General features: G+C 69.3%; 21 protein-coding genes. 14 read left to right on the plus strand and 7 right to left on the minus strand.

Annotated features, from left to right (window positions below; translation table 11 throughout):
• Positions 1 to 288 precede the first annotated feature (288 nt).
• Positions 289 to 2,187, minus strand: a complete 1,899-nt coding sequence (locus ACIRRA_RS35865; protein ID WP_402777678.1) for a heavy metal translocating P-type ATPase — start codon at positions 2,185 to 2,187, stop codon at positions 289 to 291.
• Between the two features lie 179 nt (positions 2,188 to 2,366).
• Between ACIRRA_RS35865 and ACIRRA_RS35870 the strand changes: the two genes are divergently transcribed.
• Positions 2,367 to 2,726 carry an ArsR/SmtB family transcription factor gene (locus tag ACIRRA_RS35870; protein WP_402777483.1) on the plus strand — a complete coding sequence of 120 codons (360 nt, stop codon included), beginning with the start codon at positions 2,367 to 2,369 and terminating at the stop codon, positions 2,724 to 2,726.
• A gap of 110 nt (positions 2,727 to 2,836) precedes the next feature.
• Here ACIRRA_RS35870 and ACIRRA_RS35875 read toward each other — a convergent pair whose 3' ends face one another.
• Entirely contained in the window at positions 2,837 to 4,168 is a 1,332-nt protein-coding gene (locus tag ACIRRA_RS35875) for a putative glycoside hydrolase (RefSeq protein WP_402777681.1), read from the minus strand.
• A 123-nt stretch (positions 4,169 to 4,291) separates the two neighbouring features.
• Between ACIRRA_RS35875 and ACIRRA_RS35880 the strand changes: the two genes are divergently transcribed.
• From ACIRRA_RS35880 to ACIRRA_RS35895, 4 genes are all read left to right on the plus strand, one after another.
• Positions 4,292 to 5,296, plus strand: a complete 1,005-nt coding sequence (locus tag ACIRRA_RS35880; protein ID WP_402777488.1) for a polysaccharide deacetylase family protein — start codon at positions 4,292 to 4,294, stop codon at positions 5,294 to 5,296.
• A 173-nt stretch (positions 5,297 to 5,469) separates the two neighbouring features.
• Positions 5,470 to 6,543, plus strand: a complete 1,074-nt coding sequence (locus ACIRRA_RS35885; RefSeq protein ID WP_402777491.1) for a hypothetical protein — start codon at positions 5,470 to 5,472, stop codon at positions 6,541 to 6,543.
• A 74-nt stretch (positions 6,544 to 6,617) separates the two neighbouring features.
• Entirely contained in the window at positions 6,618 to 7,991 is a 1,374-nt protein-coding gene (locus ACIRRA_RS35890) for an FtsW/RodA/SpoVE family cell cycle protein (RefSeq protein WP_402777494.1), read from the plus strand.
• 46 nt (positions 7,992 to 8,037) lie between these two features.
• On the plus strand, positions 8,038 to 9,111 hold the full coding sequence (locus ACIRRA_RS35895; protein ID WP_402777497.1) for an amidohydrolase family protein: 1,074 nt from the start codon (positions 8,038 to 8,040) through the stop codon (positions 9,109 to 9,111).
• A 74-nt stretch (positions 9,112 to 9,185) separates the two neighbouring features.
• On the opposite strand, the gene ACIRRA_RS35900 is transcribed toward ACIRRA_RS35895, so the two are convergent.
• The gene (locus ACIRRA_RS35900) at positions 9,186 to 9,998 is read right to left on the minus strand and encodes a class I SAM-dependent methyltransferase (RefSeq protein WP_402777500.1); all 813 of its coding nucleotides are present in this window, start codon (positions 9,996 to 9,998) and stop codon (positions 9,186 to 9,188) included.
• Between the two features lie 121 nt (positions 9,999 to 10,119).
• Between ACIRRA_RS35900 and ACIRRA_RS35905 the strand changes: the two genes are divergently transcribed.
• Genes ACIRRA_RS35905 through ACIRRA_RS35915 form a run of 3 tightly spaced genes read left to right on the plus strand, consistent with a single transcriptional unit; the run spans position 10,120 to position 12,421 of the window.
• On the plus strand, positions 10,120 to 10,764 hold the full coding sequence (locus tag ACIRRA_RS35905; protein ID WP_402777503.1) for a TetR/AcrR family transcriptional regulator: 645 nt from the start codon (positions 10,120 to 10,122) through the stop codon (positions 10,762 to 10,764).
• Between the two features lie 11 nt (positions 10,765 to 10,775).
• On the plus strand, positions 10,776 to 10,976 hold the full coding sequence (locus ACIRRA_RS35910) for a hypothetical protein (RefSeq protein WP_402777506.1): 201 nt from the start codon (positions 10,776 to 10,778) through the stop codon (positions 10,974 to 10,976).
• 35 nt (positions 10,977 to 11,011) lie between these two features.
• A complete protein-coding gene (locus ACIRRA_RS35915; RefSeq protein WP_402777509.1) occupies positions 11,012 to 12,421 on the plus strand; it encodes a sensor histidine kinase in 1,410 nt (469 codons plus the stop codon).
• On the opposite strand, the gene ACIRRA_RS35920 is transcribed toward ACIRRA_RS35915, so the two are convergent.
• Positions 12,335 to 13,057 carry a response regulator transcription factor gene (locus ACIRRA_RS35920; RefSeq protein WP_402777684.1) on the minus strand — a complete coding sequence of 241 codons (723 nt, stop codon included), beginning with the start codon at positions 13,055 to 13,057 and terminating at the stop codon, positions 12,335 to 12,337. The genes ACIRRA_RS35915 and ACIRRA_RS35920 overlap by 87 nt on opposite strands.
• A gap of 98 nt (positions 13,058 to 13,155) precedes the next feature.
• Between ACIRRA_RS35920 and ACIRRA_RS35925 the strand changes: the two genes are divergently transcribed.
• Complete coding sequence (locus tag ACIRRA_RS35925; RefSeq protein WP_402777512.1) at positions 13,156 to 13,869, plus strand: phosphatase PAP2 family protein; 714 nt, start codon at positions 13,156 to 13,158, stop codon at positions 13,867 to 13,869.
• Between the two features lie 33 nt (positions 13,870 to 13,902).
• Here ACIRRA_RS35925 and ACIRRA_RS35930 read toward each other — a convergent pair whose 3' ends face one another.
• Complete coding sequence (locus ACIRRA_RS35930) at positions 13,903 to 15,081, minus strand: cytochrome P450 (RefSeq protein WP_402777515.1); 1,179 nt, start codon at positions 15,079 to 15,081, stop codon at positions 13,903 to 13,905.
• A 119-nt stretch (positions 15,082 to 15,200) separates the two neighbouring features.
• Here ACIRRA_RS35930 and ACIRRA_RS35935 point away from each other — a divergent pair, with 119 nt between their 5' ends.
• Complete coding sequence (locus tag ACIRRA_RS35935; protein ID WP_402777518.1) at positions 15,201 to 16,022, plus strand: SAM-dependent methyltransferase; 822 nt, start codon at positions 15,201 to 15,203, stop codon at positions 16,020 to 16,022.
• Here ACIRRA_RS35935 and ACIRRA_RS35940 read toward each other — a convergent pair.
• Positions 15,937 to 18,183 (minus strand): germacradienol/geosmin synthase, encoded by a 2,247-nt coding sequence (locus ACIRRA_RS35940; protein WP_402777521.1) that lies wholly within the window; start codon positions 18,181 to 18,183, stop codon positions 15,937 to 15,939. The two genes, ACIRRA_RS35935 and ACIRRA_RS35940, sit on opposite strands and share 86 nt — an antisense overlap.
• Positions 18,184 to 18,512: 329 nt before the next feature.
• Here ACIRRA_RS35940 and ACIRRA_RS35945 point away from each other — a divergent pair, with 329 nt between their 5' ends.
• Positions 18,513 to 19,721 carry a UDP-N-acetylglucosamine--N-acetylmuramyl-(pentapeptide) pyrophosphoryl-undecaprenol N-acetylglucosamine transferase gene (locus tag ACIRRA_RS35945; RefSeq protein ID WP_402777524.1) on the plus strand — a complete coding sequence of 403 codons (1,209 nt, stop codon included), beginning with the start codon at positions 18,513 to 18,515 and terminating at the stop codon, positions 19,719 to 19,721.
• A 136-nt stretch (positions 19,722 to 19,857) separates the two neighbouring features.
• The gene (locus ACIRRA_RS35950; protein WP_402777527.1) at positions 19,858 to 20,205 is read left to right on the plus strand and encodes a ribosomal subunit interface protein; all 348 of its coding nucleotides are present in this window, start codon (positions 19,858 to 19,860) and stop codon (positions 20,203 to 20,205) included.
• 60 nt (positions 20,206 to 20,265) lie between these two features.
• Here the strand turns inward: ACIRRA_RS35950 and ACIRRA_RS35955 are convergent, their stop codons facing one another.
• Complete coding sequence (locus tag ACIRRA_RS35955; protein ID WP_402777530.1) at positions 20,266 to 21,147, minus strand: response regulator transcription factor; 882 nt, start codon at positions 21,145 to 21,147, stop codon at positions 20,266 to 20,268.
• Between the two features lie 55 nt (positions 21,148 to 21,202).
• Here ACIRRA_RS35955 and ACIRRA_RS35960 point away from each other — a divergent pair, with 55 nt between their 5' ends.
• Both ACIRRA_RS35960 and ACIRRA_RS35965 read left to right on the plus strand, forming a co-directional pair.
• Positions 21,203 to 22,840: an AMP-binding protein gene (locus ACIRRA_RS35960; RefSeq protein ID WP_402777533.1), complete on the plus strand. Its 1,638-nt coding sequence runs from the start codon at positions 21,203 to 21,205 to the stop codon at positions 22,838 to 22,840.
• Positions 22,837 to 24,552: an AMP-binding protein gene (locus tag ACIRRA_RS35965; protein ID WP_402777536.1), complete on the plus strand. Its 1,716-nt coding sequence runs from the start codon at positions 22,837 to 22,839 to the stop codon at positions 24,550 to 24,552. The genes ACIRRA_RS35960 and ACIRRA_RS35965 overlap by 4 nt, the downstream gene beginning before the upstream one ends.
• The last annotated feature ends 16 nt before the right edge of the window (positions 24,553 to 24,568 follow it).

The raw sequence follows: 24,568 nt of genomic DNA on the forward strand, positions 1-24,568 counted from the left end.
AGGGTCAGCGAACGACGTCCTTCCGTTCCAGGTCGAGCTGTCGATCGCCGCGGAGGAATCGGCTCACCTCCGGGGCGAGTTTGATCGGAAATCACGACCAGACCCAGATGGCCGTCGTGGTACACGTGCAACCGCGAGCCGGGCCATGATCTTTCGTTCACGAGGGGAATGATCGGATCGTCATCGCCCGCCAGGATCGATGAGTGTCCGGCCAGCAGGGTTGTCACCCGATCCGGATCGGTGCGCCGGTAACGCCCGATACCAGCCGATCGAGGCCGCCCCGGGCAGTTACGTGCTGGACAGAGAGGGGGCGGACTGCCGCCAGGCCGCGCGGCGCAGCAGGCGCAGGCCGTTGAGTCCGACGATCACGGTCGAACCCTCGTGTCCGGCAACGCCCAACGGCAGCGGCAGGGTCCCGAGCAGGTCCCACAGCACCAGCACCGCTATGAAGGTCGCAGCGATAACCAGGTTGGCGACGACCACCCGCCGGGCGCGGCGGGACAGGGCTATGACGGCGGGGATGGCGGTGAGGTCGTCGCGCACGACCACCGCATCGGCGGTCTGCAGGGTCAGGTCGGAACCCGCTCCGCCCATGGCGATTCCGCTGTCGGCGGCGGCGAGAGCGGGTGCGTCGTTGATGCCGTCGCCGACCACCGCGACCCGGTCACCGGCCGACTGCAGGGCCCGGACGACATCGACCTTCTGGTGCGGGAGCAGCTCGGCGCGGGCGTCGGTGAGCCCGACCTGCGCGGCGAGACGATGCGCGGCACGACTGTTGTCTCCCGTCAGCAGAATCGGGGCGGCCCCTGTCACACCTGCCGTGAGATCGATCGCGGTGGCGGCCTCGGGGCGGAGCTGATCGGTGATCGCCAGTACTCCGATCGGGCGCTCATCACAGGCGACGACGACCGCGGTGAATCCCTTCTCCTGCAATTCGTCCACGGCCGTGCGGGCGGCCCGGTCCGCATCCGTCGCGCCCTGCTCCGAGCTCGGGAGCAGCGCCGCCGGAGAACCGACCGCGATCCGACGCTGTCCGATCCGGGCGCACACACCGCGCCCGGGATCGGCGGCGAATCCTTCGACGGCCGGCAGCTGCTGCCCCGCGGCGCGGGCCGCGCGCACGATGGCCGCCGCGAGCGGGTGCTCACTGTCGAGCTCGGCGGCCGCCGCCAGCCGCAGCACCTCCGACTCGCTGAATTCCGGATCGACACTGCGGATTTCGTCGACGTGCGGGGCGCCGCGGGTCAGCGTCCCGGTCTTGTCGAAGGCGACCCGCGTGGTCGTACCCAGCCGCTCCATGACCACGGCCGACTTGACCAGCACGCCGTGCCGCCCGGCATTGGCGATGGCGGCCAGCAGTGGCGGCATGGTGGCCAGCACCACCGCGCACGGGGAGGCCACGATCATGAAGGTCATGGCGCGCAACAGGGCTCGCTGCAGCGGGTCGCCGAAGGCGAGTGGAATCGCGAACACCGCCAGGGTCACCGCGACCATGGCGAGGGAGTACCGCTGTTCCACCTTCTCGATGAACAGCTGCGTGCGCGCCTTGGTGTGCCCGGCCTGTTCGACGAGGGCGGCGATGCGCGCGACCACCGAGTCCTCGGCGCGGCGATCCACCCGGATCCGCAGGGCCCCGGTGCCGTTCAGGGTGCCGGCGAACACCTCGTCGCCGGCGGTCTTGTCCACGGGCAGCGGTTCGCCGGTGATGGTGGCCTGATCCACTTCGCTGCCGCCGTCGATCACGGTGGCGTCGGCGGCGATTCGCTCACCGGGGCGGACCAGGACCACATCGCCGATGTTCAGGTCGGCGGCGCGCACGGTCTCCTCACCGGCGTCGGTGAGCCTGGTCGCGGTCTCGGGCGCGAGGTCGAGCAGGCCGCGCACCGAATCCTCGGTCCGCGCGGTGGCCAGCGCCTCCAGCGCCCCGGAGGTCGCGAAGATGACGATCAGCAGGGCCCCGTCGGTGATCTGCCCGATGGCCGCGGCGCCGAGGGCCGCCACCACCATGAGCAGGTCGACGTCGAGGGTCTTCTCACGCAGCGCCTGGAGCCCGGCCCAGCCCGGCTCCCAGCCGCCCGCGGCGTAGCAGGCCAGGTACAGGCCCCACCACAGCCAGCCGGGCGCGCCGGCCAGCTGCGCGGCCAGCCCGAGCAGGAACAGTGCGAGGGCCACTGCGGCCCATCGCATCTCGGCCAGCTCGAACAAGCGGGTCCGGCGGACCGCCACTTCCGGCTGCGGGGATGCCTTTACCGGCGTCGCCACGACCACGACTCACCTCCATTGTTACCTCCGACCGACTGGACAATACCAGAACACATGAAGACATCTTCATGTGTGTAAGGTTCCTCGAGGTACCCTCCTGTGTTATGGGACATGGCGTCGAGGGCCGCGATCGGCCGACGGCACGGCTGGACGCCGAGGCCGCCGCCCATGTCGCGACCACCCTGCAGGCGCTGGCCACCCCCAGCCGGCTACTGATCCTCAGCGAGCTGCGCCAGGGCCCGCTCGCGGTCACCGAATTGGCTTCGTCGATCGGCATGGAGCAGTCGGCGGTCTCGCATCAGCTGCGCCTGCTGCGCAATCTCGGGCTGGTCGTGGGCACCCGGACCGGCCGCAGCATCGTCTACAGCCTCTACGACAATCACGTCGCGCAACTGCTGGACGAGGCCATCTACCACAGCGAACACCTGCGCCTGGGGCTCACGGACCGCCCCACCACCGCCTGACCCGATCACAATCGGCAGGCCTCGCACGACGGAAAACGCTGCGCGGCCGGGCAATCCAGCGGTCGGTACGAGGGCGCGCGGCCCTCGGCGAACCCCGGCTCGGCGGGCGATCAGTTGGGGGCGAGAGCCCCGGGGTGGTAGCTGACCGCGGGGTTCCACAGGAAGAAGCCGTTGTAGCCCGCCGCGTAGGTGGCGTCGATCTGCGCCTTCACCTCCGCATCGCCGTAGGCCACGCCGAGGCTGAAATCCTGGAGCCACGGGATGATCTGGGCGTTGGTGCCCGCGGTGCGGGCACGGAAGTCCTGCAGGGACCGGAAGATGATGTCGTAGGGCTGGGCGTTCGGGTTGGCGACGTCGTATTCGCCGGAGTGCCAGTGGCTCGGGTAGAGCATCGGGGCCAGGAAGTCGGCGTAGCGGGCCATGGACGGGATGTCCTGGGCGATCTCGTCGGGGCGGGTGGCGGCGATGCCGAAGACGGCCGCGCTCAGCGAGGCGCCGGCATCGTGCACGGGTTCGCGGCAGTCGCGCAGGAAATTGGCGATGGAGTCCGACGGCGATTCGGCCAAGCCCGGGAACTGCATGCCGGCGAGGTTGCCGTCGGGGCGGCGAATGTAGTCGTACATGACGCCGTCGAAGCCGAGCCGAGCCGCCTCGACCGCGAGATCCCGGTTGTAGGACCGGATTTCGGGGCTGGCGAAGTTGGTGAAGGCGATCGCGCCGTAGCCGCTGGAGTACGGCTGCCCCGACGGGTTCTGGATCACCCAGTCGGGGTGGCCGTTGTGCCAGGCCCAGCCGGCCAGGGTGGGGTCGCGGAAGGCGACGATGCGGCCGACCACCTTGATGCCCATATCGTGGAGTTGCTTCAGCGCGGCGGGCGCGTCGTAAATCGTGGTGGCGGCGCCGGATTCGCGGGCGAGCGGCACCTGCGAGTCGTAGCCGACCATCCCGTCCTCGTCCTTGATATCGAGTTCGACGGTGTCGATGCGGCCCTCGCGTGCCATGTCCAGCACGGCATCGCGCATGGGGTCGTAGGCCCAGGCGTAGGCGGTGACGTGGACGGCCCGGATGCGCGGCAGGGCCACCTCCACTTTCAGCGGGATGGTGATGTGGTCCCCCGCGGCGCCGGTGGCCACGACGGTGGTGTCGAGCGGTGCGTGCGGCAGCTGGATCTCGAAGGATCCGTCCTTGGCCGGCTGGACGGACCGGTCGCCCACCGACACCTGCTTCGCGCCGATCGCCTTGCCGCGCACCGTCACCGGATCACGGTAGGAGGTCGCAGCGGCCGTCGGGGCCAGCTCCAGGCGGGGCGGCCGGGCGTCGGCGACGGCGGCCGAGGGGCGGCTGCGGCCGAAGACGAACACCAGCGCGGCGAGCACCAGAATCACGACCGCGCCGATCGCGAGCAGGGTGGACCGCCGGCGGCGGATCGACCGGAGTCGCATGAGCAACGTACACACCAACTTCCACTGACAGCTGTTGGCATCACTATCGCGCCTGCACGCAGGTGTCGGCCGTTTTTCGCCGAGATCACCTCAAAACCGTTGTCGCCGCGTAGCGTTGCGGCGATGAAGGCGTCGACGACGCTGCGGATGATCGCGGTGGCGCTACTGTGCACGGCCGCCACCGCCTGCGGAGCAACCACCGCCACCGTGCCGCACCCCGCGGCCGTCACCACACCCCCACCGACCTGGAGGCCGCCGGATCCGGCCGCGGTGGCCGCCAATGAGCTGGGGCAGATCCCGATCCTCATGTACCACCGCATCGAGGCCGAGCCCGGTAGCGAATACGACCAGACGCCAACGAAATTCATCACCGAGCTGGACCGCCTCTACACCGACGGCTACCGGCCGATCACCATCGCCCAGTATCTGGCGGGCGCCATCGACCTACCCGCGGGCACCCACCCGGTGGTCCTCACCTTCGACGACTCCACCCGAACCCAGCTCACCCTGGGTGATTCCGGCGATCCCACCCCCGACTGCGCGGTCGGCCTGCTCGAGCAATTCCATTCCCGCCACCCGGATTTCGCCGCCACCGCCACCTTCTACGTCAACAACGAGCCGTTCGGCGACGACCCCCGCGCCCTGGCCTGGCTGGTCCGCCACGGCTACGACATCGGCGCCCACACCGCCACCCACCCCAACCTGGCGCACCTGTCCCCCACCGATGTTCAGCGCGAACTGGTCCAGAACGTGCGTGCCATCACGACCGCCGCGCCCGGCACCGTCATCCACTCCATGGCCCTCCCCCTGGGCGTCTACCCCGCAGACCACGCCCTCGCCACCTCCGGCGCCTGGGACGGCACCCCGTACACCTTCGACGCCGTCCTCCTCGTCGGCGCGAACCCCGCTCCCTCCCCGTTCGCCGCCGCCCTCGACCCGAGCGGCCTCCCTCGAATCCGGTCCGGCCGCACCGCAGTTCCGTTCGACTCCACCTACTGGCTCGACTGGTTCGCGGCGAACCCCAGCGCCCGTTACACCTCCGACGGGGACCCTGCCCATCAGTCCTTCCCCCGGCCCCTCGCCGACCAGCTCTCCCCACGCTTCTCCGCCACCGCCCACCCCTACTGATCCGCCCGCCGCGGCGCGGCAGGGCTCAACGGCCCAGGCAGCCCGATACTCATCGCGACCTCGACTGCTCGGCACGCCGATGATGGTGAAACGGTGCGGCACCTGATTCGGTTCGATGACCACCTGGTTCGGTTCGATGACGCGGCCGCCGGTCATGTGTCACGGTGGACACCGTGTTCGGCGAACGTGTGGCGAGAATACGGTGGCGGCCCGGCTCCGGCCGGCTGGTGACCATCATGGCGGTCTGTTTCGGACTCACCGTGGTGATCACGCGGCTTTATCTGATGGCTGCGGGCTATCCCAAGATCGGTGGCAGCACCTACCACATCGCGCATGCGCTCTTCGGCGGATTACTGCTGGTCATCGCCTGTCTGGTGATGTTCCTGTTCGCCGGGCGCGGGGCGCTGACCACCGCCGCGGCGCTCTCCGGAGTCGGGCTGGGCCTGTTCATCGACGAGGTCGGGAAGTTCATCACCTCGGACAACGACTATTTCTTTCCACTCGCCGCACCCATCATCTACCTTGCCTTCCTGCTGATCGTGCTGGTCGCCCGCTATGCCGCGCGCAGCCGGGTGCGCCCGCCCGCCCTGGTGCTGGCCGACGTCACCGAACAGGTCGGGATGGATGTGGGCGGCACGATCGATGTGGAACAGCGCAACGACCTGCTGAACAGCCTCGACCGCATCGACCGCAGCGGTTTCACCCCCGACACCGTGGCCCTGTGCGACGCCCTCGGCACCTACCTGCGCACCACCCACGAGACCGTCCAGCCCTCCCGCTTCGCCCGGCTGCGACAGGCCTACCGGCGCGCCGAGGACGCGATCCTGCCGCAGCGGGTGCTGGCGGCCGTCCTCATCACCGTCCTGATCGGCCACGCCATCTGGACCCTGCTGCGGCTGGTGCTGGCCGTCATCGTGCTGGCGGGCTGGCACTCCCCCTGGGCCGCGCTCAACCACTTTCTCGACGTCACCCAGAACCACGGCTGGAAGGCCTTGGTGGGCTTGGGCATCGCCGCGGTCGCCGAACTGCTGGTCGGCGTCGGCTGTGCGCTGGCGGCCGCCGCGTGGATTCGCGGCCGCGCCGATATCGGTGTCCGGCTGGGCATCTGGTCCAGCATCCTGTCGCTGACCGTGGTGAATGTGCTGGCCAGTTACTTCAGCCAATTCCTCACCGTGTTCACCGCCATAGCCGAAGCACTACTGCTTTGGCTCCTCATCCGCTACCGCACGCGATACTGTTCGGTGTGAGCGCATTTCGGCACAGCCCTCCCCCGGCGAGGTCGAGAGGGCGTGTTCCGCGCAATGCCGAGTTGCTACTCTGCGTGGCCGCACTGGCCCTGATCGCCTTCGCCTACCTGGCCATGACCTCGGCCACCGGCAATGGCTTCGACGGCCAGAGTGTCCGCGCGCTCGGCGTTTTCACGGTCTTCGTGGTGGTCACCCATCTGGCCGTGCGCCGCTGGGCGCCCGCCGCCGACCCGGTGCTACTGCCGTGCGTGGTACTGCTCAACGGCATCGGGCTGGTCCTCATCGACCGGCTGGACCGCGCCGAGGTGGTGAAGGCCAAGAACGCCGGCGAGCCGATACCGTCGTCGGACTCGGCGCATCAGCTGATCTGGACCGGCCTGGGCATGCTGCTGTTCGTGCTGGTGCTGGTCTTCGTGCCCGACCACACCAAACCGGCCCGCTACGGCTACACCTGCGGCCTGGCCGGGGTGGTCGCGCTGCTCATCCCCGCCCTGCTGCCCTCCCGCTTCAGCGAGGTCAACGGCGGCAAGAGCTGGATCCTGATCAGCGGGTTCTCGATTCAGCCCGGTGAGTTCGCCAAGGTGCTGCTGATCATCTTCGTGGCCGCCTTCCTGGTCGCCAACCGGGACCTGTTCACCACCGCCGGAAAACGCTTCCTCGGCATGACCTTCCCGCGCCTGCGGGATCTGGCCCCGCTGCTGCTGGTCACCTTCATCGCGGTGCTGGTGCTGGTGTACGAGAAGAACCTCGGCTTCTCTCTGCTGGTCTTCGGCACCGTGCTGGCCATGATGTACATCGCTACCGGGCGGGCCTCGTGGCTGCTCATCGGCCTGGCCATGTTCTCGGTCGGCGCGGTCATCGCCTACCAGCTGTACGGGCATGTGCGGGTCCGCGTCGAGGTGTGGCGGGACCCGTTCGCCACCTATTACACGACCGGATACCAGATCTCGCAGGGCCTGTTCGGCATGGGCACCGGCGGCCTGGCCGGGACCGGGCTGGGTAGTGGGCGGCCGCAGGACGTGCCGTTCGCCGGAACCGACTTCATCATCTCCACCATCGGCGAGGAGCTCGGACTGATCGGCCTGGCCGCGGTGCTGGCGCTGTTCCTCATCCTGTGCATCCGTGGTTTCAGCGCCGCCCTCACCACCCGCGACGCCTTTGGCAAGCTGCTCGGCGGCGGGCTGGCGTTCTCGATCGGCTGGCAGCTGTTCGTGGTGGTCGGCGGTGTCACCAAACTGATTCCGCTGACGGGCCTCACCACCCCGTTCATGTCGTACGGCGGTTCGTCGCTGCTCGCCAACTACATCATCCTGGCGCTGCTCATCCGCATCTCCGCCGACGCCAGGTCGGCCCCGCCGCCACCCACCCGGCCCACGCCGACGGTGCCGCCGATCGCGGACGCCATGACCGAGCACGTCTCCCGCCGCCTGCTGCCGCGCCGACGCTGACCCGAATCGCGGTGCCGCCCGCCGCGAATGGGAGGAAGCTGGTTCGGTGACCTCTTCAAGCTCAGCGGGCCGGACCGCGCTCGACAATGTCCGTGTCTTCGATGGCCGTTCGCTCACCGAACCCACCACGGTCGTCATCGACGGCGACCGCATCGGCTCCGACGACACCGGCGCCGAACGCCTCGACGCCGGCGGCGCGATCCTGCTGCCCGGCTTCATCGACGCTCACGTCCACATCCACGATGCGCAGACTCCCGGGCTGCTGGCCGCCCATGGGGTCACCACCGGGCTCGATATGGCCAGCCCCGCCGAGGTGGTGGCCGAGCTCCGGAATGCCGTCGGCACCAGCGATATTCGCAGTGCGGGCATGGCCATCGTCGGCCCCGAGGGCATGCACGGCAAGTTCCTCGGCGAACCCGCCATCATCCGCAGCGCCGATCAGGCCGAATCCGCTGTCTCCCAGCGCCGTTCCACCGGCTCGGACTACATCAAGCTGGTGCTGGAGGCCCCCGGCGACGGCGGCCCCGACGCGGCCACGGCCAAAGCCGTTGTCGCCGAAGCCCATGCCCGCGATCTGCTCGTCGTCGCCCACGCCACCAACCCGGCCGCATACATCATGGCCCTCGATGCCGGCGTCGACATCATCACCCACGTCCCCGTGGTCTCAGCGCTGCCACAGGCAGTGATCGCCCGCCTGGCCGCCGAGGGCAAGGTCGTCGTCCCGACCCTGACCATGATGGAGGGCATGTCCGCGGCCCACGGCATCCCCGAAGCCTTCGCCGACGCCCTGGCCAATGTCGGTGCGCTGCGCGCCGCGGGCGTCCCCATCCTCGCGGGCACGGACGCCAACTCCTCCCCCGGCGTGCCCGTGAACCCGGCCTTCGGCGCGAGCCTGCACCATGAGCTGGAGCTGCTGGTCCGCGCGGGCCTGTCCCCCGCCGAGGCCCTCGATGCGGCAACCGCCCTGCCCGCGAAGCACTTCGGCCTGACCGACCGCGGCGCCATCGCCCCCGGTCTGCGCGCCGATCTGGTTCTGCTCGATGCCGATCCGCTCGCCGATATCACCGCCACGACGCGGATCCGCGGCGTCTGGTCTGCGGGAATCCCCGTCCCCCGGTAACTTTCATGATCGGGGAGTTCCGACTGCGGTCAACCGCGCAAACCCGCACTCGGAGCTCCCCGATCCGGCCCGCGCTACGGCAGAGCGCGTGCGAGGGCGCGAACAGCGCGCAGCCGGCCGTCGGCGAGCGCCCGGGTCAGGTTCTCGATCTTCTCCCGGAAGTTCGGGACGAAGGCCTGCAGCCCAACGGGATTCGGCGGGGCGGCCAGCACCGCCCGCATGATCGTGGCCGCCTGGTCGGTGAGGTCGTCCCAGTGGTCGAGGGCGAAACCGGATCGCTCCAGGGCGGCGCGCAGGTGGTCCGGGGTCACCAGGTGGCTCTGCTCGGAGCGGTCGGCCCACGGGAGGGGGAAGTCGGGGCGGGCGCCGGAAGCGGTGGTGATGTCCCAGATGGCCAGCAGGCCATCAGGATTCAGCAGCCGCCGCGCTTCGCGATACAGCGCGTCCTTGTCGGCGATGTTCATCTGCACGTGCTGGCTGAACACCACGTCGAAGTCGCCGTCGGCGAAGGGCAGCGCGGTGACGTCGCCCTGCCACACCGAGATCCGGTCGTCCAGCCCGACCAGACGATTGAGCCAGCGCGACGTCTCGCAGTAGTCCTCGGTCAGATCCACCGCGGTGACCTGGCATCCGTAGGTTTCCGCGACATACCGTGCGGTGCCGCCGATTCCACTGCCGGCATCGAGCACCCGGGACGCCGGGGTGAGACCGGCCAGTTCCGCCAGCGCGCCCGTGGCGATCCGGCCCATGGTGTGGAAGTCCTCGACCAGCGCGAGATCGGCGAGCCGCAGCCGATCGAGGTCGTGCCCGGCCGCGAGCAGGGCTTTTTCGATATCGGTCCGGGAGTTGCCGGAGGAGTACGGGGTATCCATGGAAATGTCGTTCATATCAGCACTTTTCATTCGAAGGCGGGGTGGCGGGCAAAAAGTTTCCACTGGTCACATTGACGAGTATGCGAGCCGGTGTGACCGTCGTCAACATCTCTGCCGAATGTGCAATTCTGACGTTATGAGCCCAGCCGTCCCCGACCGCCGCACCACCTATCACCACGGCGCCCTGCGCGCGGCCCTCGTCGACGCCGGTCTCGCACTGGCCGAGGACGGCGGACCCGACCGAGTGGTCCTACGCGAGGTCGCCCGCACCGCCGGGGTGTCGCATTCGGCCGCCTACCGGCACTTCGCCGATCGCGAGGCCCTGCTCACCGAGGTATCCCGTCGCGCCCGCGCCGCACTCGCCGCCGAGATGCGCCGGCGCATCGGCCGCACCGACGACCCGCGGGGCCGCCTGCACGCGGTCGGCACGGCCTACATCGATTTCGCGCTCACCCACACCGGCCTGTTCCGCGCCGCCTTCGGCGCGCACTCACCCGCCGCATCCGATGCCGCGGACGACCCGGCCGACGACCCGCACCGCATCCTCGGCCAGGTCCTCGACGAGACACAGGCCGCCGGACTCCTCGACCCGAAGCTGCGGTCCGGCGCGGACATCGCCGCCTGGTCGGCGGTCCACGGCCTGGCCGCCCTGCTGCTGGACGGGTCACTTCCGACCACCCGCGCCGACATCGATTTCGCGGTCGAGCAGGTGCTCGGCCTGGTCAATCGCGGCCTGCTCGACCACCCGACGGCCGACCGGCCGAAATCTCGGCGCAGGTAGTCTCGGGTTCCGTGACAGCGGTATTCGCACAGGAGTCCGGGGAACAGTCGGAGCGCATCGAGGCCCTGCGCGAGGTCTTCCACTGGTGCGCCGACGGTCTCACCGACGCGCTCTACCCGGTGATCGGTGCGGCCACCGTGCCCGTGCTCATGGCCGCGCCCCTGGTCGCGGTGTGCTCGGCGTGGGCGATCCGGCGTCGGCCGCGGGCCTGACGCGGACCCGGTACGCGATGACCCATCATGAGCACGTGAATCGGATCCGGGAATGGTTGCGGCCCTCGCACTGGGGGTTGCGGATTCGGTCGGCCGTCGCCGCCGCGCTGACCGTGGGCGCGGTCCTGCTGCTGGCGGCGGGAGCCATGCTCGGACTGCTGAATCGGTCGCTGCTGCGGGAGATCGATACGGCGGCGGGCACGCGGGCCGAGGCCATCGCCAGTGAGCTGACCCGGAATTCGGTGGCGGAGCTGCCGGATTCGCTGTTCGAGGCGACCGGGCAGATCGGGGTGGTGCAGGTCATCGACGCGCAGGGGCGGATCGCGCGGGAGTCGAACGCGAAGCTGTCGACTCCGCTGCTGGACCCGGGGACCGTGGGCGCGAGAGAGTCCGCGCGCCGGCCGGTCTCCGCGTACGACGAGGATCTACGGGTGTCGGCCCGCACCCTGTCGACACCGGACGGCCGGTACCTCGTGCTGGTCGCGGGTGACAGCGAATCCGCCGAGCACGCGGTGAAACGGGTCGCGGTACTGGTCGCGGTGGGCGGGCCCATGGTCGTCGCGGCGGCCGCGCTGGCCACCTATCTGCTGGTGGGGCGGTCACTGCGATCGGTCGAGGAGATCCGCAGCCGGGTGGCGGGCATCGGCGCGGCCGGACTGTCGGAGCGGGTGCCGGTGCCGGTGGCGCGCGACGAGATCGCCCGGCTGGCCGAGACCATGAACGACATGCTCGCCCGCATCGAGGCCGGGCACGCGGCCCAGCGGCGCTTCGTCGGCGACGCCTCGCACGAACTGCGCAGCCCGCTCGCCGCGGTCACGGCCGCCCTCGAGCTCGCTCGTGACCGGCCCGAGGTGCTGGATGCCGAATTGATCGGCGGCACACTGCTGCCCGAGACCGAGCGCATGCGGCACCTCATCGAGGATCTGCTGACCCTGGCCGCCGCCGACGAGAGCGGGCTCGACATGCGCACCGGCGATGTGGATCTCGACGATCTGGCCGGGGAGCAGGCCGCGGCCCTGCGGGCGCGGGGCGGTCTGACCGTGCGCACGGCGATCGAGCCGGTGCGGATCCGTGGCGATCAGCCGAAACTGGCTCGGGCACTGCGCAATATCGTCGACAATGCCGCCGTGCACGCCCGCACCACGGTGGCGGTGACTGTCCGGCGCGGCGGCGACACCGCCCGGGTACTGGTGGACGACGACGGTCCCGGCATCCCCGCCGCCGACCGCGAGCGCGTCTTCGGCCGCTTCGTGCGGCTGGAGGCCGACCGCGCCCGCGCCACCGGCGGCTCCGGGCTCGGCCTGGCCATCGTCGCGGAAATCGTGGCCGCGCACGGCGGTTCGGTCACGATCGGTGAATCAGCTTGGGGCGGGGCCCGATTCGTCATCGACCTGCCCGTCGCCGGACCAGTCGGGGTCGACCATCCGGTAGCCGACGCCCCGTAGCGTCTCGATACTGGTGCTGCCGAACGGCGCATCGATCTTCTTGCGCAGGTAGCCGATGTACACCTCGACCACGTTCTCCGGACCGTCGTAGTGGGCGTCCCACACATTGCGCAGGATCTCGGTCTTGGTCAGCGCCAATCCCTTGTGCCGCAACAGGAATTCCAGCAGGCCGAATTCGCGCGGGGTAAGCGTCAGCGCGGTCTCGCCGCGCCGCACGGTGCGCCGCGACGGGTCCAGCACGAGATCGCCCGCCGTCAGCAGCACCGGCTGCTGCGGTGCGCGCCGGCGCAGCAGCGCGCGCAGCCGGGCGATGAGCACCACGAAGGAGAAGGGCTTGGTCAGGTAGTCGTCCGCGCCGAGATCCAGCGCGTCGGCCTGCTCGTAGTCGCCGTCCTTGGCGGTCAGCATGAGTACCGGTGTGGTGACGTCCCGGGCACGCAGCCGGCGCAGCACCTCGTAGCCGCTCAGCCCCGGCAGCATGATGTCCAGCACGATCACATCGAAGCTGTCCTCGACCGCCGCCCACAGCCCGTCGGTCCCGGTGTGGGCGAGCTGCACCACGAACCCCTCCAGCTCGAGCCCGCGCTGCACCGTCCGCGCCAGCCGTTCCTCGTCCTCGACCACCAGCACCCGCACGGGCACCAGCATGCCCGATGATCCGGCCGTGGGCGGCCCGGCCCCGCCCGGCCGGGCTCTCAACATTCTCTCAGCGATGCCATGGCAACCTCGTTGGCATGCTGTCCCCACCCCCTGCGCAGAAGGAAGCGTCCACCACGAAACGGCCCGCCGGATTCCCCGACCGCAGCCTCACCGGCGCGTTGATCGCGCTGACGCTGGCTGCCGTGATCCTCGTCCTGACCTGCGTGGTGGTCTGGTACAACGGCCCGGCCGGACCGGATTCCTCCTGGTTACAGTGGTTCATCGACCAGCGCACCGCCACCTGGACCAGCCTCGCGAAGGCGGTCAGCGTGGCCGGGGACACCACCTCGGTGGCGATCTACTCGATCCTGGCGTGCGTGCTGCTGGCGTGGCGGAAGTTCTGGGACCAGGCGGTGCTCGTCGCCGTCGCGGCGGCCGGTGCGGGAGCGCTGGTCTTCTTCGGCAAACTTCTCATCGCCCGCGATCGGCCCCCGGTGATCGACCATCTGGTCACCGAGACCAATCACTCCTACCCGTCCGGCCACGCCCTCGGGTCGACCGTCGTGGCCGGCATACTGGTCGCGGTCCTCCTGCCCGTGCCGGCCCGCCGGGTCACCCGCATCCTCGTGATCGCCGTCGCCGCCCTGTTCGCCGTGGCGGTCGGCCTGTCCCGCCTCTACCTGGGCGTGCACTGGCCCACCGACGTCCTGGCCGGTTGGCTCATCGGCGCGTGGTGGCTCTCGATCTGTCTGACCCTGCGCCCGTACACCCGTCTGGTGACCGACCGCCTGCCCGGCTCGTTGCGCTGAGCCGGGCCGACGGCGGCACCGCGGAGGTAGGGCTCAGCGCAGCGTGACCGTGGTGGGCAGACTGGCGAAGCCGCGGTTGTTGGAGGCGTGGATGCGCTGCAGCCCCGCCGGGTCGACCTCGAAATCGGTTACCCGCGAGGCGATTTCCTGCAGCGCCGTGCGCAGTTCCAGCAACGCCAGGTTGGAGCCGAGGCAGTGGTGGCGGCCGCTGCCGAAGACCAGGGAGGCGGAGGTGTCGCGGTCCAGGTCGAAGGTGTCCGGATCGGTGAAGACCTCCGGGTCGCGGTTGGCGGCGCCGGTGAGGAGCAGGATGCGAGCGTCGGCGGGAATCGACACACCGTGTAGTTCGACCGGTTCGGTGGTGGTGCGCAGCTGGGTCTGGGTGGCCGGATCCCAGCGCATGGCCTCGCCGATCCAGTCGTCGATGCGGCCGTCGAGGGCCCGGCGGCGCTGGTCGGGGTGCAGCCAGGCAGCGTGCCAGGCATTGCCGAAGGTGAGCATGCTGGTCTCGATGCCGGCGCCGACCAGCAGGATCAGGACGCCGACGATCTCCTCGGGTGTGAGCCGGTCATCGCCGTCGGCGGCATCGAGCAGACCCGAGAGCAGATCCTCCTGCCGTGACTTGCTGCGCTCGATGGTGAGCTCGGTGTAGTAGCCCACCAGCGCGCCGATGGCCTGCATGGCCTCCGGCCGCAGATCGGTGGACTCCTCCTCGGTGTACATGATCTCCATGCCGAGCTTGCGCAGCATCTCCCGATCGTTCTCTGGCACGCCGACCAGTTCGGAGATCACCTCGGTCGGGAAGGGCCCGGCGAATTCGGCCATGAGGTCGAAGCTGCCGCGCTCCAGCAGCGGTTCCAGCAGGCCGATCGCTATCTCGCGCAGCCGCGGCTGCAGCGACTGCACCCGGTGCGCTGTGAACGCGCGCGTCACCAGGCCACGCAGCCGGGTGTGCTTGGGCGGGTCCATGGCGACGAAGGAGAAGAACTGTTCGGCCTGCGGTCCCCAGAAGGCCGGTTCCATGCGCAGGCCGTTCACACTGGAGAAACGGTCCGAATCGCGGAGTGCGGCGAGGACGTCGGCGTGGCGCGAGAAGGCCCAGAAATCGTCGGTGTCGTTCCGGTAGACCGGGGCCTCGCTGCGCAACCTGGCATAGTAAGGGTACGGATCGGCATGGACATCGAAATCGAACGGGCTATAGCGCAACTGCATGACGAACCTTCCGGCAAGGCTGCGGGGGCGGGCGCACGGTCTGCTGGTTTCCGAAGGTACAGAGGCGCTACCGATCCGCAACTGGAGCTGACAGATTCAGACAGTAGCCGAAAAGGATTGTGAGCGTTTTGAACTCGGAATCAGCGGCGGACCGCGTCGACACCACGAAACCACATCCGGCGCGCCGGTACGACTACTGGCTGGGTGGCAAAGACAACTTCCCCGCCGATCGCGAGTCCGCCGACGCGGTGTCGGAGGCGTTCCCGACGGTGCAGCTGTCCGCCGTGGAGAACCGCAACTTCCTGCGCCGCGCGGTCGCCTATCTGACCGGCGAGGCGGGCGTCCGCCAGTTCCTCGACATCGGCACCGGCCTGCCCACCGCCGGGAACGTTCACGAGATCGCGCAGGGCATCGCCCCCGAGTCCCGCATCGTCTACGTCGACAACGATCCCATCGTGCTGGTGCACGCCCGCGATCTGCTCAACAGCTCCCCCGAGGGCCGGACCGCGTATCTGGACGCCGACCTCCGCGACCCGCAGCACATCCTGACCCATCCCGACCTGCTGGCCACCATCGACCTGAGCGCGCCGGTCGCGCTCATGGTGGTCGCGGTCGCGCACTTCATGACCGACGAGCTACGGCCCTACGAACTCGTCCGGCAGCTCACCGACGCCCTGGCCCCCGGCAGCTACCTGGTCATGTCGCACGCCACCAACGACTACCTCGACGAGCACGACCTGGCCCGCTCTGCGGAGGCCAATGCCCGCAGCGGCGTGCCGTTCCAATTGCGTTCCAGCGCCGAATTCGCCAAGTTCTTCGACGGATTCACCCTGACCCCACCGGGCATCACGGCGGTCACCCTCTGGCGGCCCGAGGAGTACCGGCCACATCCGCGTCCCGAGGCGGTGGCCATGCTGGGCGCGGTGGGCCGCATTCCCTGATCCGGCGGCCCGCCCGATCGGCGAGCACGCTGACGAAGGGGCCCAGCGGGCCGGCGATGACCGGCCTGGGACGGGAGGCCCGCAGGGCCTGCTCGGAATAGCGGGGGGTGCTGGTGTGCCAGTGCAGATTTCCGGCCATGTGATCCCGCAGCCGGTCGACATGGCCGAGCAGCGCCGCACGCACCTCGCCGGGCAGCTCGTGATCGGTGAAGAATTCGGGAAGCCGTTCGCGCGCAACGAGTTCGAACTGCGTCAACCGCTCATTGGCGAGATCGACGACGATATCCGCGGCACGCTCGCGGGAACAGCCCAGGAACGACTGGGTGAGATACACGAGATTGTCGATCTCCTCATCGTATTCGATCTCCTTCTGATACGAATAGAGGTCGTTGACGAGGGCCGCGTAGTCGTGAGACGAATTCTGCAGCTGCCGAACAATACTGGAGTCCGATATTTCCGAAATCCGTGGATCAGCGGCAATTTCGGGCGAATACAGCGCGTCCAGTGCGCAGAACAGCGGCCCGCCCGAGGTGAGACGTCGCCGCTCCAGATAGTCGACGGGATCGGGCAGCCGATGCCGAATCTCGCTCTCCAGCACACACTCCCAGCCCTCGAACAGCTCGATCAGAGCCGTCCGCAGGCGCTCCCGGCCCGCCTCGTCACAGCCGGCCGCGGTGTCGCGCCACAGCGCGGCCAGGCCGTGCTCGAGGGCGGTGAGCGGTGCGGGCGGGCTGTCGGACAGCTGAAGCGGCAAGCGCCGCAACTGGTCTCGGCCCGACACCGGTTCGACCCGGAACACCCGGGTGGCCAGGTCGTCGGCGTAGGTGCCCCAGGTGCACCAGCGGGTGCGCAGTATCAGCGCGGCCGCGTCGGCCCCGGGGTCGAGCATGGCCATCAGCCCCGCGAAATCGGCGGCGGCCACGGTCTCGGCAGTCCAGCCGAGCCGCGGATCCAGCAGTCCGACGGCTGCGGCCCACGTCGGCCCGTCCGCGCGAGCCAGCGCCACCTGCGGATTCATCGACACCGGATACGGCATCACCAGCCCGCGCACCGGCAACGGTCCGGGCATTCGCGGCGGCGGAACGTGCTGCTCGAGCTGGATTCTCAACCCCGGCGCGAGCCGGGCGGCCACGCTGCCCAGCCCGGTCGGACCGCGGTCGACGCCGCTGTTCATGTAGCGGCTCGACCGCAGATGCCACTCGTGCCCCCCGGACTGCCAGTCCTGCAGGGCCCCGGTGTACCGCGCGACGGCCAGCTGTTCGGCGGGGGTGGCCGCGCGTTCCACGAACAGCTGCGGCACCTCGACCGACGCGGTGTCCTCGAACTGTTTCAGCCGCGAGGTCAGCATGTCATTGGTCAGCTCCGCGGCCGCCTGCGTGGGCAGGCCCAGGAACCGTTCCAGCACCAGCACCATATTGGCGTTCTCGCCCTCGACCCGGACCTCGCGCTCGTAGGAGAACAGGTCGTTGCGCAGATGCACTGCGTCGGAGAAGGTTTCGCACAGCACCCGCAGCGGCCGCTCGGCGGCGAAACGGCCGGGCACCTCGGCGCCGCAGGCGAACTCCACCAGATTGGCCGACCAGGGCGCGCCGCCCACCCGGCGGCGCATCTCGATGTACTCGACCGGGTTGGCCACCCGGTCGCGGGCGATATTGTCCAGTTCCCAGAGGGATTCGACCATGAGGTTGTGGGTGGAGCGGCGCATGCGCTGCCGCCAGCCCGGGGACATGACCGGCACGGTCCGGGCCCAGCAGTCGGCCAGTCCCGCCTCCGACGGCGTCTCGGGTTCCGGTGCGGGACAGCCGGGTTCGGCCATGAACAGCTCCAGACGCGCGAGGTAGTGGGTGGCCTCGGCCCGGTTGCCGGTGTGCTTGTACTCGGCCAGGAACCAGTCGTCGAAGTAGAAGACCCAGATGTGCCACTCGGTGAGCAGCGCCAAAGCGTCGGCCTCGCAGTCGGGATGGGTGTACGCGCACAGCAGCGCGTAGTCCATGCGGTCCAATCTCTCGGCGTCCCAGATGGGTTTGCCGTCGACGCCGAGCTCGCCGAGCATGCCCATGCGCAGTGCCCACGCGGTGGAATGCGCGCGGGCGTACCCGTGATGGGGATTGAGCCGGGCGGGGTGCGGGGTATAGAAATCGGGCAGGGTGAAGGGGTTCAATTCAGGGCCCTCTCGCTGGGGGCTGTGCGCTCCGGTCGCCGCGGGCGACGTGCCGGTATTGCGCTGCTGTTTGCGATATGTCGAACGAACCGCGTCAGAACTCTCACTGCGACAACGTGATCAGGCGACAACGTGATCAGCAGAAAATGTGATCAGGCGACAACGTGATCAGCGTCACAACCATGGTAGAGGCCCGTCGCCGTCTCGCCAACACCTCGCGATCTTCTCCGACCGACCGGTACCTCCCGAACCGGCCGGCCTGCCCCCGGCCGAGATAGCCTGGGCGCTGCGCCACCCGCACCCGCCACCCCCCACCAGGAGGATCGTCCATGCCGAATCCCGCCGCCGACCGTGCCCCGATCCTGCAGCGACTGGGCGGCCGCGGCCGGGTGCGCGTGATCGTCGCCGGTGGCGGCACGGGCGGCCACACCTATCCGGCGGTGGCGGCCGTGCGGGCGCTGCGGGATCTGGCGGCCGAGACCGGGGCCGCGGCCGAGGTGCTGTGGGTGGGAGTGCCCGACAGCCTGGAGCAGCGGGTCGCGGCCGAGAACGACATCGACTTCACCGGCATCAAGGCCGGCAAGCTACGACGCGACCGCAATCCGCTCAAAATGCTGAACAGGGACAATGCGCGGGATGCGCTGCGCGTGCCGATCAGCGTCCTCACCGCCCAGGGCGTGGTGCGCCGGTTCCGGCCGGACGCGGTGCTGTGCACCGGCGGCTACGTGTGCGCCCCGATCGGCATGGCCGCCGCGTTGCGCCGGCGGCCGCTGGTGATCCACGAGCAGACCACCGGTATCGGCAAGGCCAACCTGCTGCTGGCCCGGATGGCCGACCGCATCGCGCTCAGCTCCGAGGCGTCGATCGCCATGCTGCCCGAGCGCGTCCGGGACCGGGCCGTGGTCACCGGCAACCCGATTCGCCCGACCCTGACGACCGGCGATCCGGCCGCGGCGGTCAAGGCCCTCGACTGGGACGGCTACACCCCCGGCCTGCCGACGGTCTACATCACCGGCGGCGCGCAGGGCGCGGTGCAGATCAACGATCTGATCGGGCAGCTGCTGCCCGAACTGCTCCACTCCGCCAACGTGATTCACCAGTGCGGACGGCTCTCCTTCGAGCAGGTTCGCGACCACGCCGCCACCCTCCCGGAGGACGTGCGCGGCCGGTACCTGGTGCGGGAGTTCGTCGGCCCCGAGCTGCCCGATGTACTGGCGCTCACCGACGTGGTCGTATCCCGTTCCGGCGCAGGAACTCTCGCCGAGCTCACTACGCTGGGCAAGCCCTCGGTGCTGATTCCGTACCCGCATTCGGTCGGCGGCGAGCAGATCCGCAATGCCCGAATCCTGGCCGACCACAATGCCGCTCGCGCCCTCGTCGGTGACGATGCCACCGCCGCGAACCTCCGCACGGCCCTCACCGAACTGCTGACCGATGCCGAGACCCGCGCCGCCGTCTCGGCCGCCGCCCGCACCCTCGGTCACCCGGAGGCCGCCACGGACCTCGCCCTCACCGTCCTGGATCTGGCCACCCGCTGAGCGCGAACCACGAAAATCCGTACGCCGCCACGCGATCTATTCCACATGCCGCTCTCGGTCCATAGTGGGTATGGTCGGAAGTGTTAGCAAGCCCTCGGCTACGCGGGGGATTGCTACCCGAGAGATTGGAGATGCCATGCAAATCCAGGTCTTCGCCGACAAGCACATCGGCGGCGGCGCGATCGCCCACGAAGCAACGGACACCATCGCTTCGATTCTGGATCGATTCGCTGATCACCTCACCCGGGTCGAAGCCCACATCACCGATGTGAACGGGCACAAGGGTGGTTCCGAAGACAAGAAGTGCACCCTGGAGGTGCGGCCCAAGGGCCAGCCACCGGTGGCGACCACCCACCACGCGGCCACCGCCGAGGACGCCTACACCGGAGCCGCCGATAGCATGGCTCACCTGCTCGACAGCAAGTTCGGGCGGCTACATCACGCCAAGGGCGGCGAATCGATCCGCCACCTCGTGTCGGACTGAGAGCCGAACGGCTCACGAAGTTTCAGGGGCGGGCCCCTGAAACCCCAGCGCGGGTACACATTACGGGAGGAGCCCGAGGCGGCGTGCGCGCACGACCGCCTCGTGGCGGTTGTGTGCGCCGAGTTTGGTCATGGCGCTGCGCAGATAGCTCTTGACCGTCTCCGGGCGCACCGAAAGTCGCTGCGCTGCTTCTTGATTCGTGCAGCCCAACGCGACATGGGCGAGGACGTCCAGTTCCCGGGGCGCGAGGCTCACCGCGTCGTCCGGGGCCGCGACGCCCGACACCAGGCGGGCGAGCTTCTCGGTCACCTCCCGCAGGCGCAGGCGGGCCGAGGCCTCCGAGACCATCTGGGTGATGCCGCGCAATTCCGCGTGCAGATCCCGGAGTTGTTCGGTGACAACGGCATTGGCTTCGGCGACGAAGGCATGGGCGCTCGTCGTGGACTCCCGCGCGAAGGACAGGCGCAGCCGCCGATCCACTTCGTCGCGAATGGCCAGTTCGGTCGCGAGCCGGCGCCCGGCCTGCACCATCTCGTCCGCGATGCGGTCGCCGATCACCCCCGAGTCCCGATTGGCCACGTACAGCACCGCCCGCGCCTCGCCCTTCACCACCACCGGCACCGCCACCACCGCGCGCAGGCCCTCGCCGAGCACCGGGGCGTCGTAGTGGTGGGTGATGCTCGCGGCCGAGCGATAGTCGGACACCGAGCGCGGCTTGCCCGTCGCCACCGCCGAGCCGCCCAGCCCGGAGCTGGGCGCGACGGCCAGACCGCGCATGCCGTTGGTGCGGGTGCCGACGAACTCGCTGAGCACCAGCATGCCCGCATGCACCTCGCCGCCGAAGACGACCGGCAGCTTGCTGGCGGAGGCCAGAGTGCGCAGCTCAGCGCGCAGAGCATCACCGTCGCTGGGGCGCAGGAGCCCGTCCGTGGCCGAAGTCATCGGTCAGCCCCTTTCGGGGGTAGTCGAGGGTGAGTGTGACGTAGATCCTACTGGTGTGAGCGAGAGCACGAGCTACACCTTCGGAGTCTGGGACGCTCCCCTGCTGGGCGACACCATCGGCGCCAACCTGAACCGGACCGCGGCCGCGCATCCGGACCGCGAGGCCCTCATCGACTACACCACCGGTATCCGCTGGACCTACCGCGAATTCAACGCCGAGGTCGACGCGCTGGCACTGGGCCTGCTGGCGGCCGGCATCCGTAAGGGCGACCGGGTGGGCATCTGGGCGCCGAACTGCCCGCAGTGGACGCTGATCCAGTACGCGACCGCCAAGGTCGGCGCGATCCTGGTCAATATCAATCCGGCGTATCGGGCGCACGAACTGCGCTATGTGCTGCGCCAGGCCGGGATCCGGATGCTGGTCGCGGCGCCGTCGTTCAAGACCTCCGACTACGCGGCCATGATCACCGCGGTGCGCCCGGAGTGCCCGGAGCTCGAGCAGGTGGTGCTGCTGGACAGCCTCGAATGGCGGGACCTGTTCACCAGCGGCCGGGCCGCGAATCCGGATCTGCTGGCCGCGGCGCAGTCGGCGCTGTCCACCGACGATCCGATCAATATCCAATACACGTCCGGCACAACGGGTTTCCCCAAGGGCGCGACCCTCAGCCACCACAATATCCTCAACAACGGCTATTTCGTGGGTGAGCTGTGCGGCTACACCGAGCAGGACCGGATCTGCATTCCGGTGCCGTTCTACCACTGCTTCGGCATGGTCATGGGAAATCTGGCCGCCACCACGCACGGCGCGGCCATGATCATCCCGGCCCCGGCCTTCGACGCGCGCGCCACCCTGGAAGCCGTTGCGGCCGAATGCTGTACCTCCCTGTACGGGGTGCCGACCATGTTCATCGCCGAACTGGCCGATCCGGAGTTCGACACCTACGACCTGTCCTCGCTGCGCACCGGCATCATGGCGGGATCGCCGTGCCCGGTGGAGGTGATGAAGCAGGTCATCGAGCGCATGGGCATGCGCGAGGTGAGCATCTGCTACGGCATGACGGAAACCAGCCCGGTCTCCACCCAGACCCGCCGCGACGATTCGCTGGTGCAGCGCACCGCCACCGTCGGCCGGGCCGGGCCGCACATCGAGGTGAAGATCGTGGACCCGGCGACCGGGGTGACCGTGCCGCGCGGCGCGACCGGTGAACTGTGCACCCGCGGCTACTCGGTGATGCTCGGCTACTGGGGCGAACCGGAGAAGACCGCCGAGGCCATCGATGCCGCGCGCTGGATGCACACCGGCGACCTGGCCACCATGGACGACGAGGGCTACGTGGCCATCACCGGCCGCATCAAGGACATGGTGATCCGCGGCGGCGAGAACATCTACCCGCGCGAGATCGAGGAATTCCTCTACACCCATCCCGACATCGTCGACGCCCAGGTGATCGGCGTGCCCGACGTCAAGTACGGCGAGGAACTGATGGCGTGGATCCGGATGCGCCCGGACGCAACGCCTTTGACCGCCGAGAGTCTGCGCGAGTACTGCACCGGCAAGCTCGCCCACTACAAGATCCCCCGCTATGTGCACGTCGTCGAGGAGTTCCCGATGACCGTGACCGGCAAGATCCGCAAGGTCGAGATGCGCGAGATCGGCGCGCGACTGCTCGGCCTGACCGAGGAGAACGCATGACGAACACCGAGACCTACCGTGCCGCCCGCGACGGACTGCTGGCCGCGTCGACGGACTACGACGCGGCTCTGCGCGAGTTCGAATGGCCGCGGCTGACCGGCGAATTCAACTGGGCCACCGACTGGTTCGACGTCATCGCCCGCGGCAACGACCGCCCCGCGCTGTGGATCGTCGAGGAGGACGGCTCCGAACAGCGGATCAGCTTCGCCGAGATGGCCGAGCGCTCGGACCGGGTGGCCACCTGGCTGGCCGGGCTGGGCGTCGGCAAGGGCGACCGCGTCGTGCTCATGCTCGGCAATCAGGCCGAGCTGTGGGAGGCCATGCTGGCGGTGGCCAAGCTGGGCGCGGTCATCATGCCCACCACCGGGGCGCTGGGGCCCGCCGATCTGCGCGACCGGATCGAGCGCGGCGGAGCGCGTTTCGTCATCGCCAATCACGGAGACACCGGCAAGTTCGACGAGGTGCCGGGCGACTACACGCGAATCGTCGTGGGCGAGCCGGAATCTCTGGAAGGCACTGACGGCTGGCACGACTACGCCGAGGCGGCGTCCGTCGAATCGGCCGGGCCGTTCCGCGCTGTGACCGAGGTGACCGATCCGCTGCTGGTGTACTTCACCTCCGGCACCACCAGCAAGCCGAAGATGGTGCAGCACTCCCAGATCAGCTATCCGGTCGGTCATCTGAGCACCATGTACTGGATCGGCGTCCGGCCCGGCGACGTGCACCTGGCCATCAGTGCGCCCGGCTGGGCCAAGCACGCCTGGAGCTGCTTCTTCACGCCGTGGCTGGCCGAGGCGACCGTATTCGTCTACAACTATGCGCGTTTCGACGCCGCGGCCCTGCTGGCGCAGCTGCGCCGGGTCGGGGTGAACACGTTCTGCGCGCCACCCACGGTGTGGCGCATGCTGATCCAGGCCGATCTGGGCGAGCGTCCGGCCGGGCTGCGCGAGATCCTCGGCGCGGGTGAGCCCCTGAACCCCGATGTCATCGCGCAGGTCGAGAAGGCGTGGGGCCTGGTCATCCGCGACGGCTTCGGCCAGACGGAAACCACCCTGCAGGTGGGCAATACGCCCGGGCAGCCGCTCAAGCCCGGCTCCATGGGACGGCCCGCGCCGGGCGTGCCGGTGGTGCTGGTGGATCCGATCACCGGGCAGCGCGCCGAAGAGGGCGAGATCTGCCTGGATCTGGCTGCGGCGCCGGTCAATCTGATGACCGGCTACCTCGGCGATCCGGAGCGCAATGCCGCGGTCATGGACGGCGGCTATTATCACACCGGCGATGTGGCCGTGCGGGACGCGGACGGGTACATCACCTATATCGGCCGCACCGACGACGTTTTCAAGTCCTCCGACTACAAGGTGTCCCCCTTCGAGCTGGAGAGCGTGCTCATCGAGCATCCGGCCGTCGTGGAGGCGGCCGTGGTGCCGCAGCCTGATGACACGCGGCTCGCGGTGCCCAAGGCGTATGTGGCGCTGGCGGCAGGATGGGAGCCGAACCGTGAAACCGCCCGCGCCATACTGGAATACGCCCGCGATCACCTGGCCCCCTACCTGCGTGTCCGCCGGCTGGAGTTCACTGAGCTACCGAAGACGATTTCCGGCAAGATCCGCCGTGTCGACCTGCGCCATCGCGAGGAGCTGGCGCACGCGGCCGGCGAGACCATCTCCACCGAGTACCGCTACGAGGAAGTACTGAGCGACACCGCCCGCTGAAACCGCACCGCCCCAT

The organism is Nocardia sp. NPDC101769 (genome assembly GCF_044766925.1).
Taxonomy (GTDB): Bacteria; Actinomycetota; Actinomycetes; order Mycobacteriales; family Mycobacteriaceae; genus Nocardia.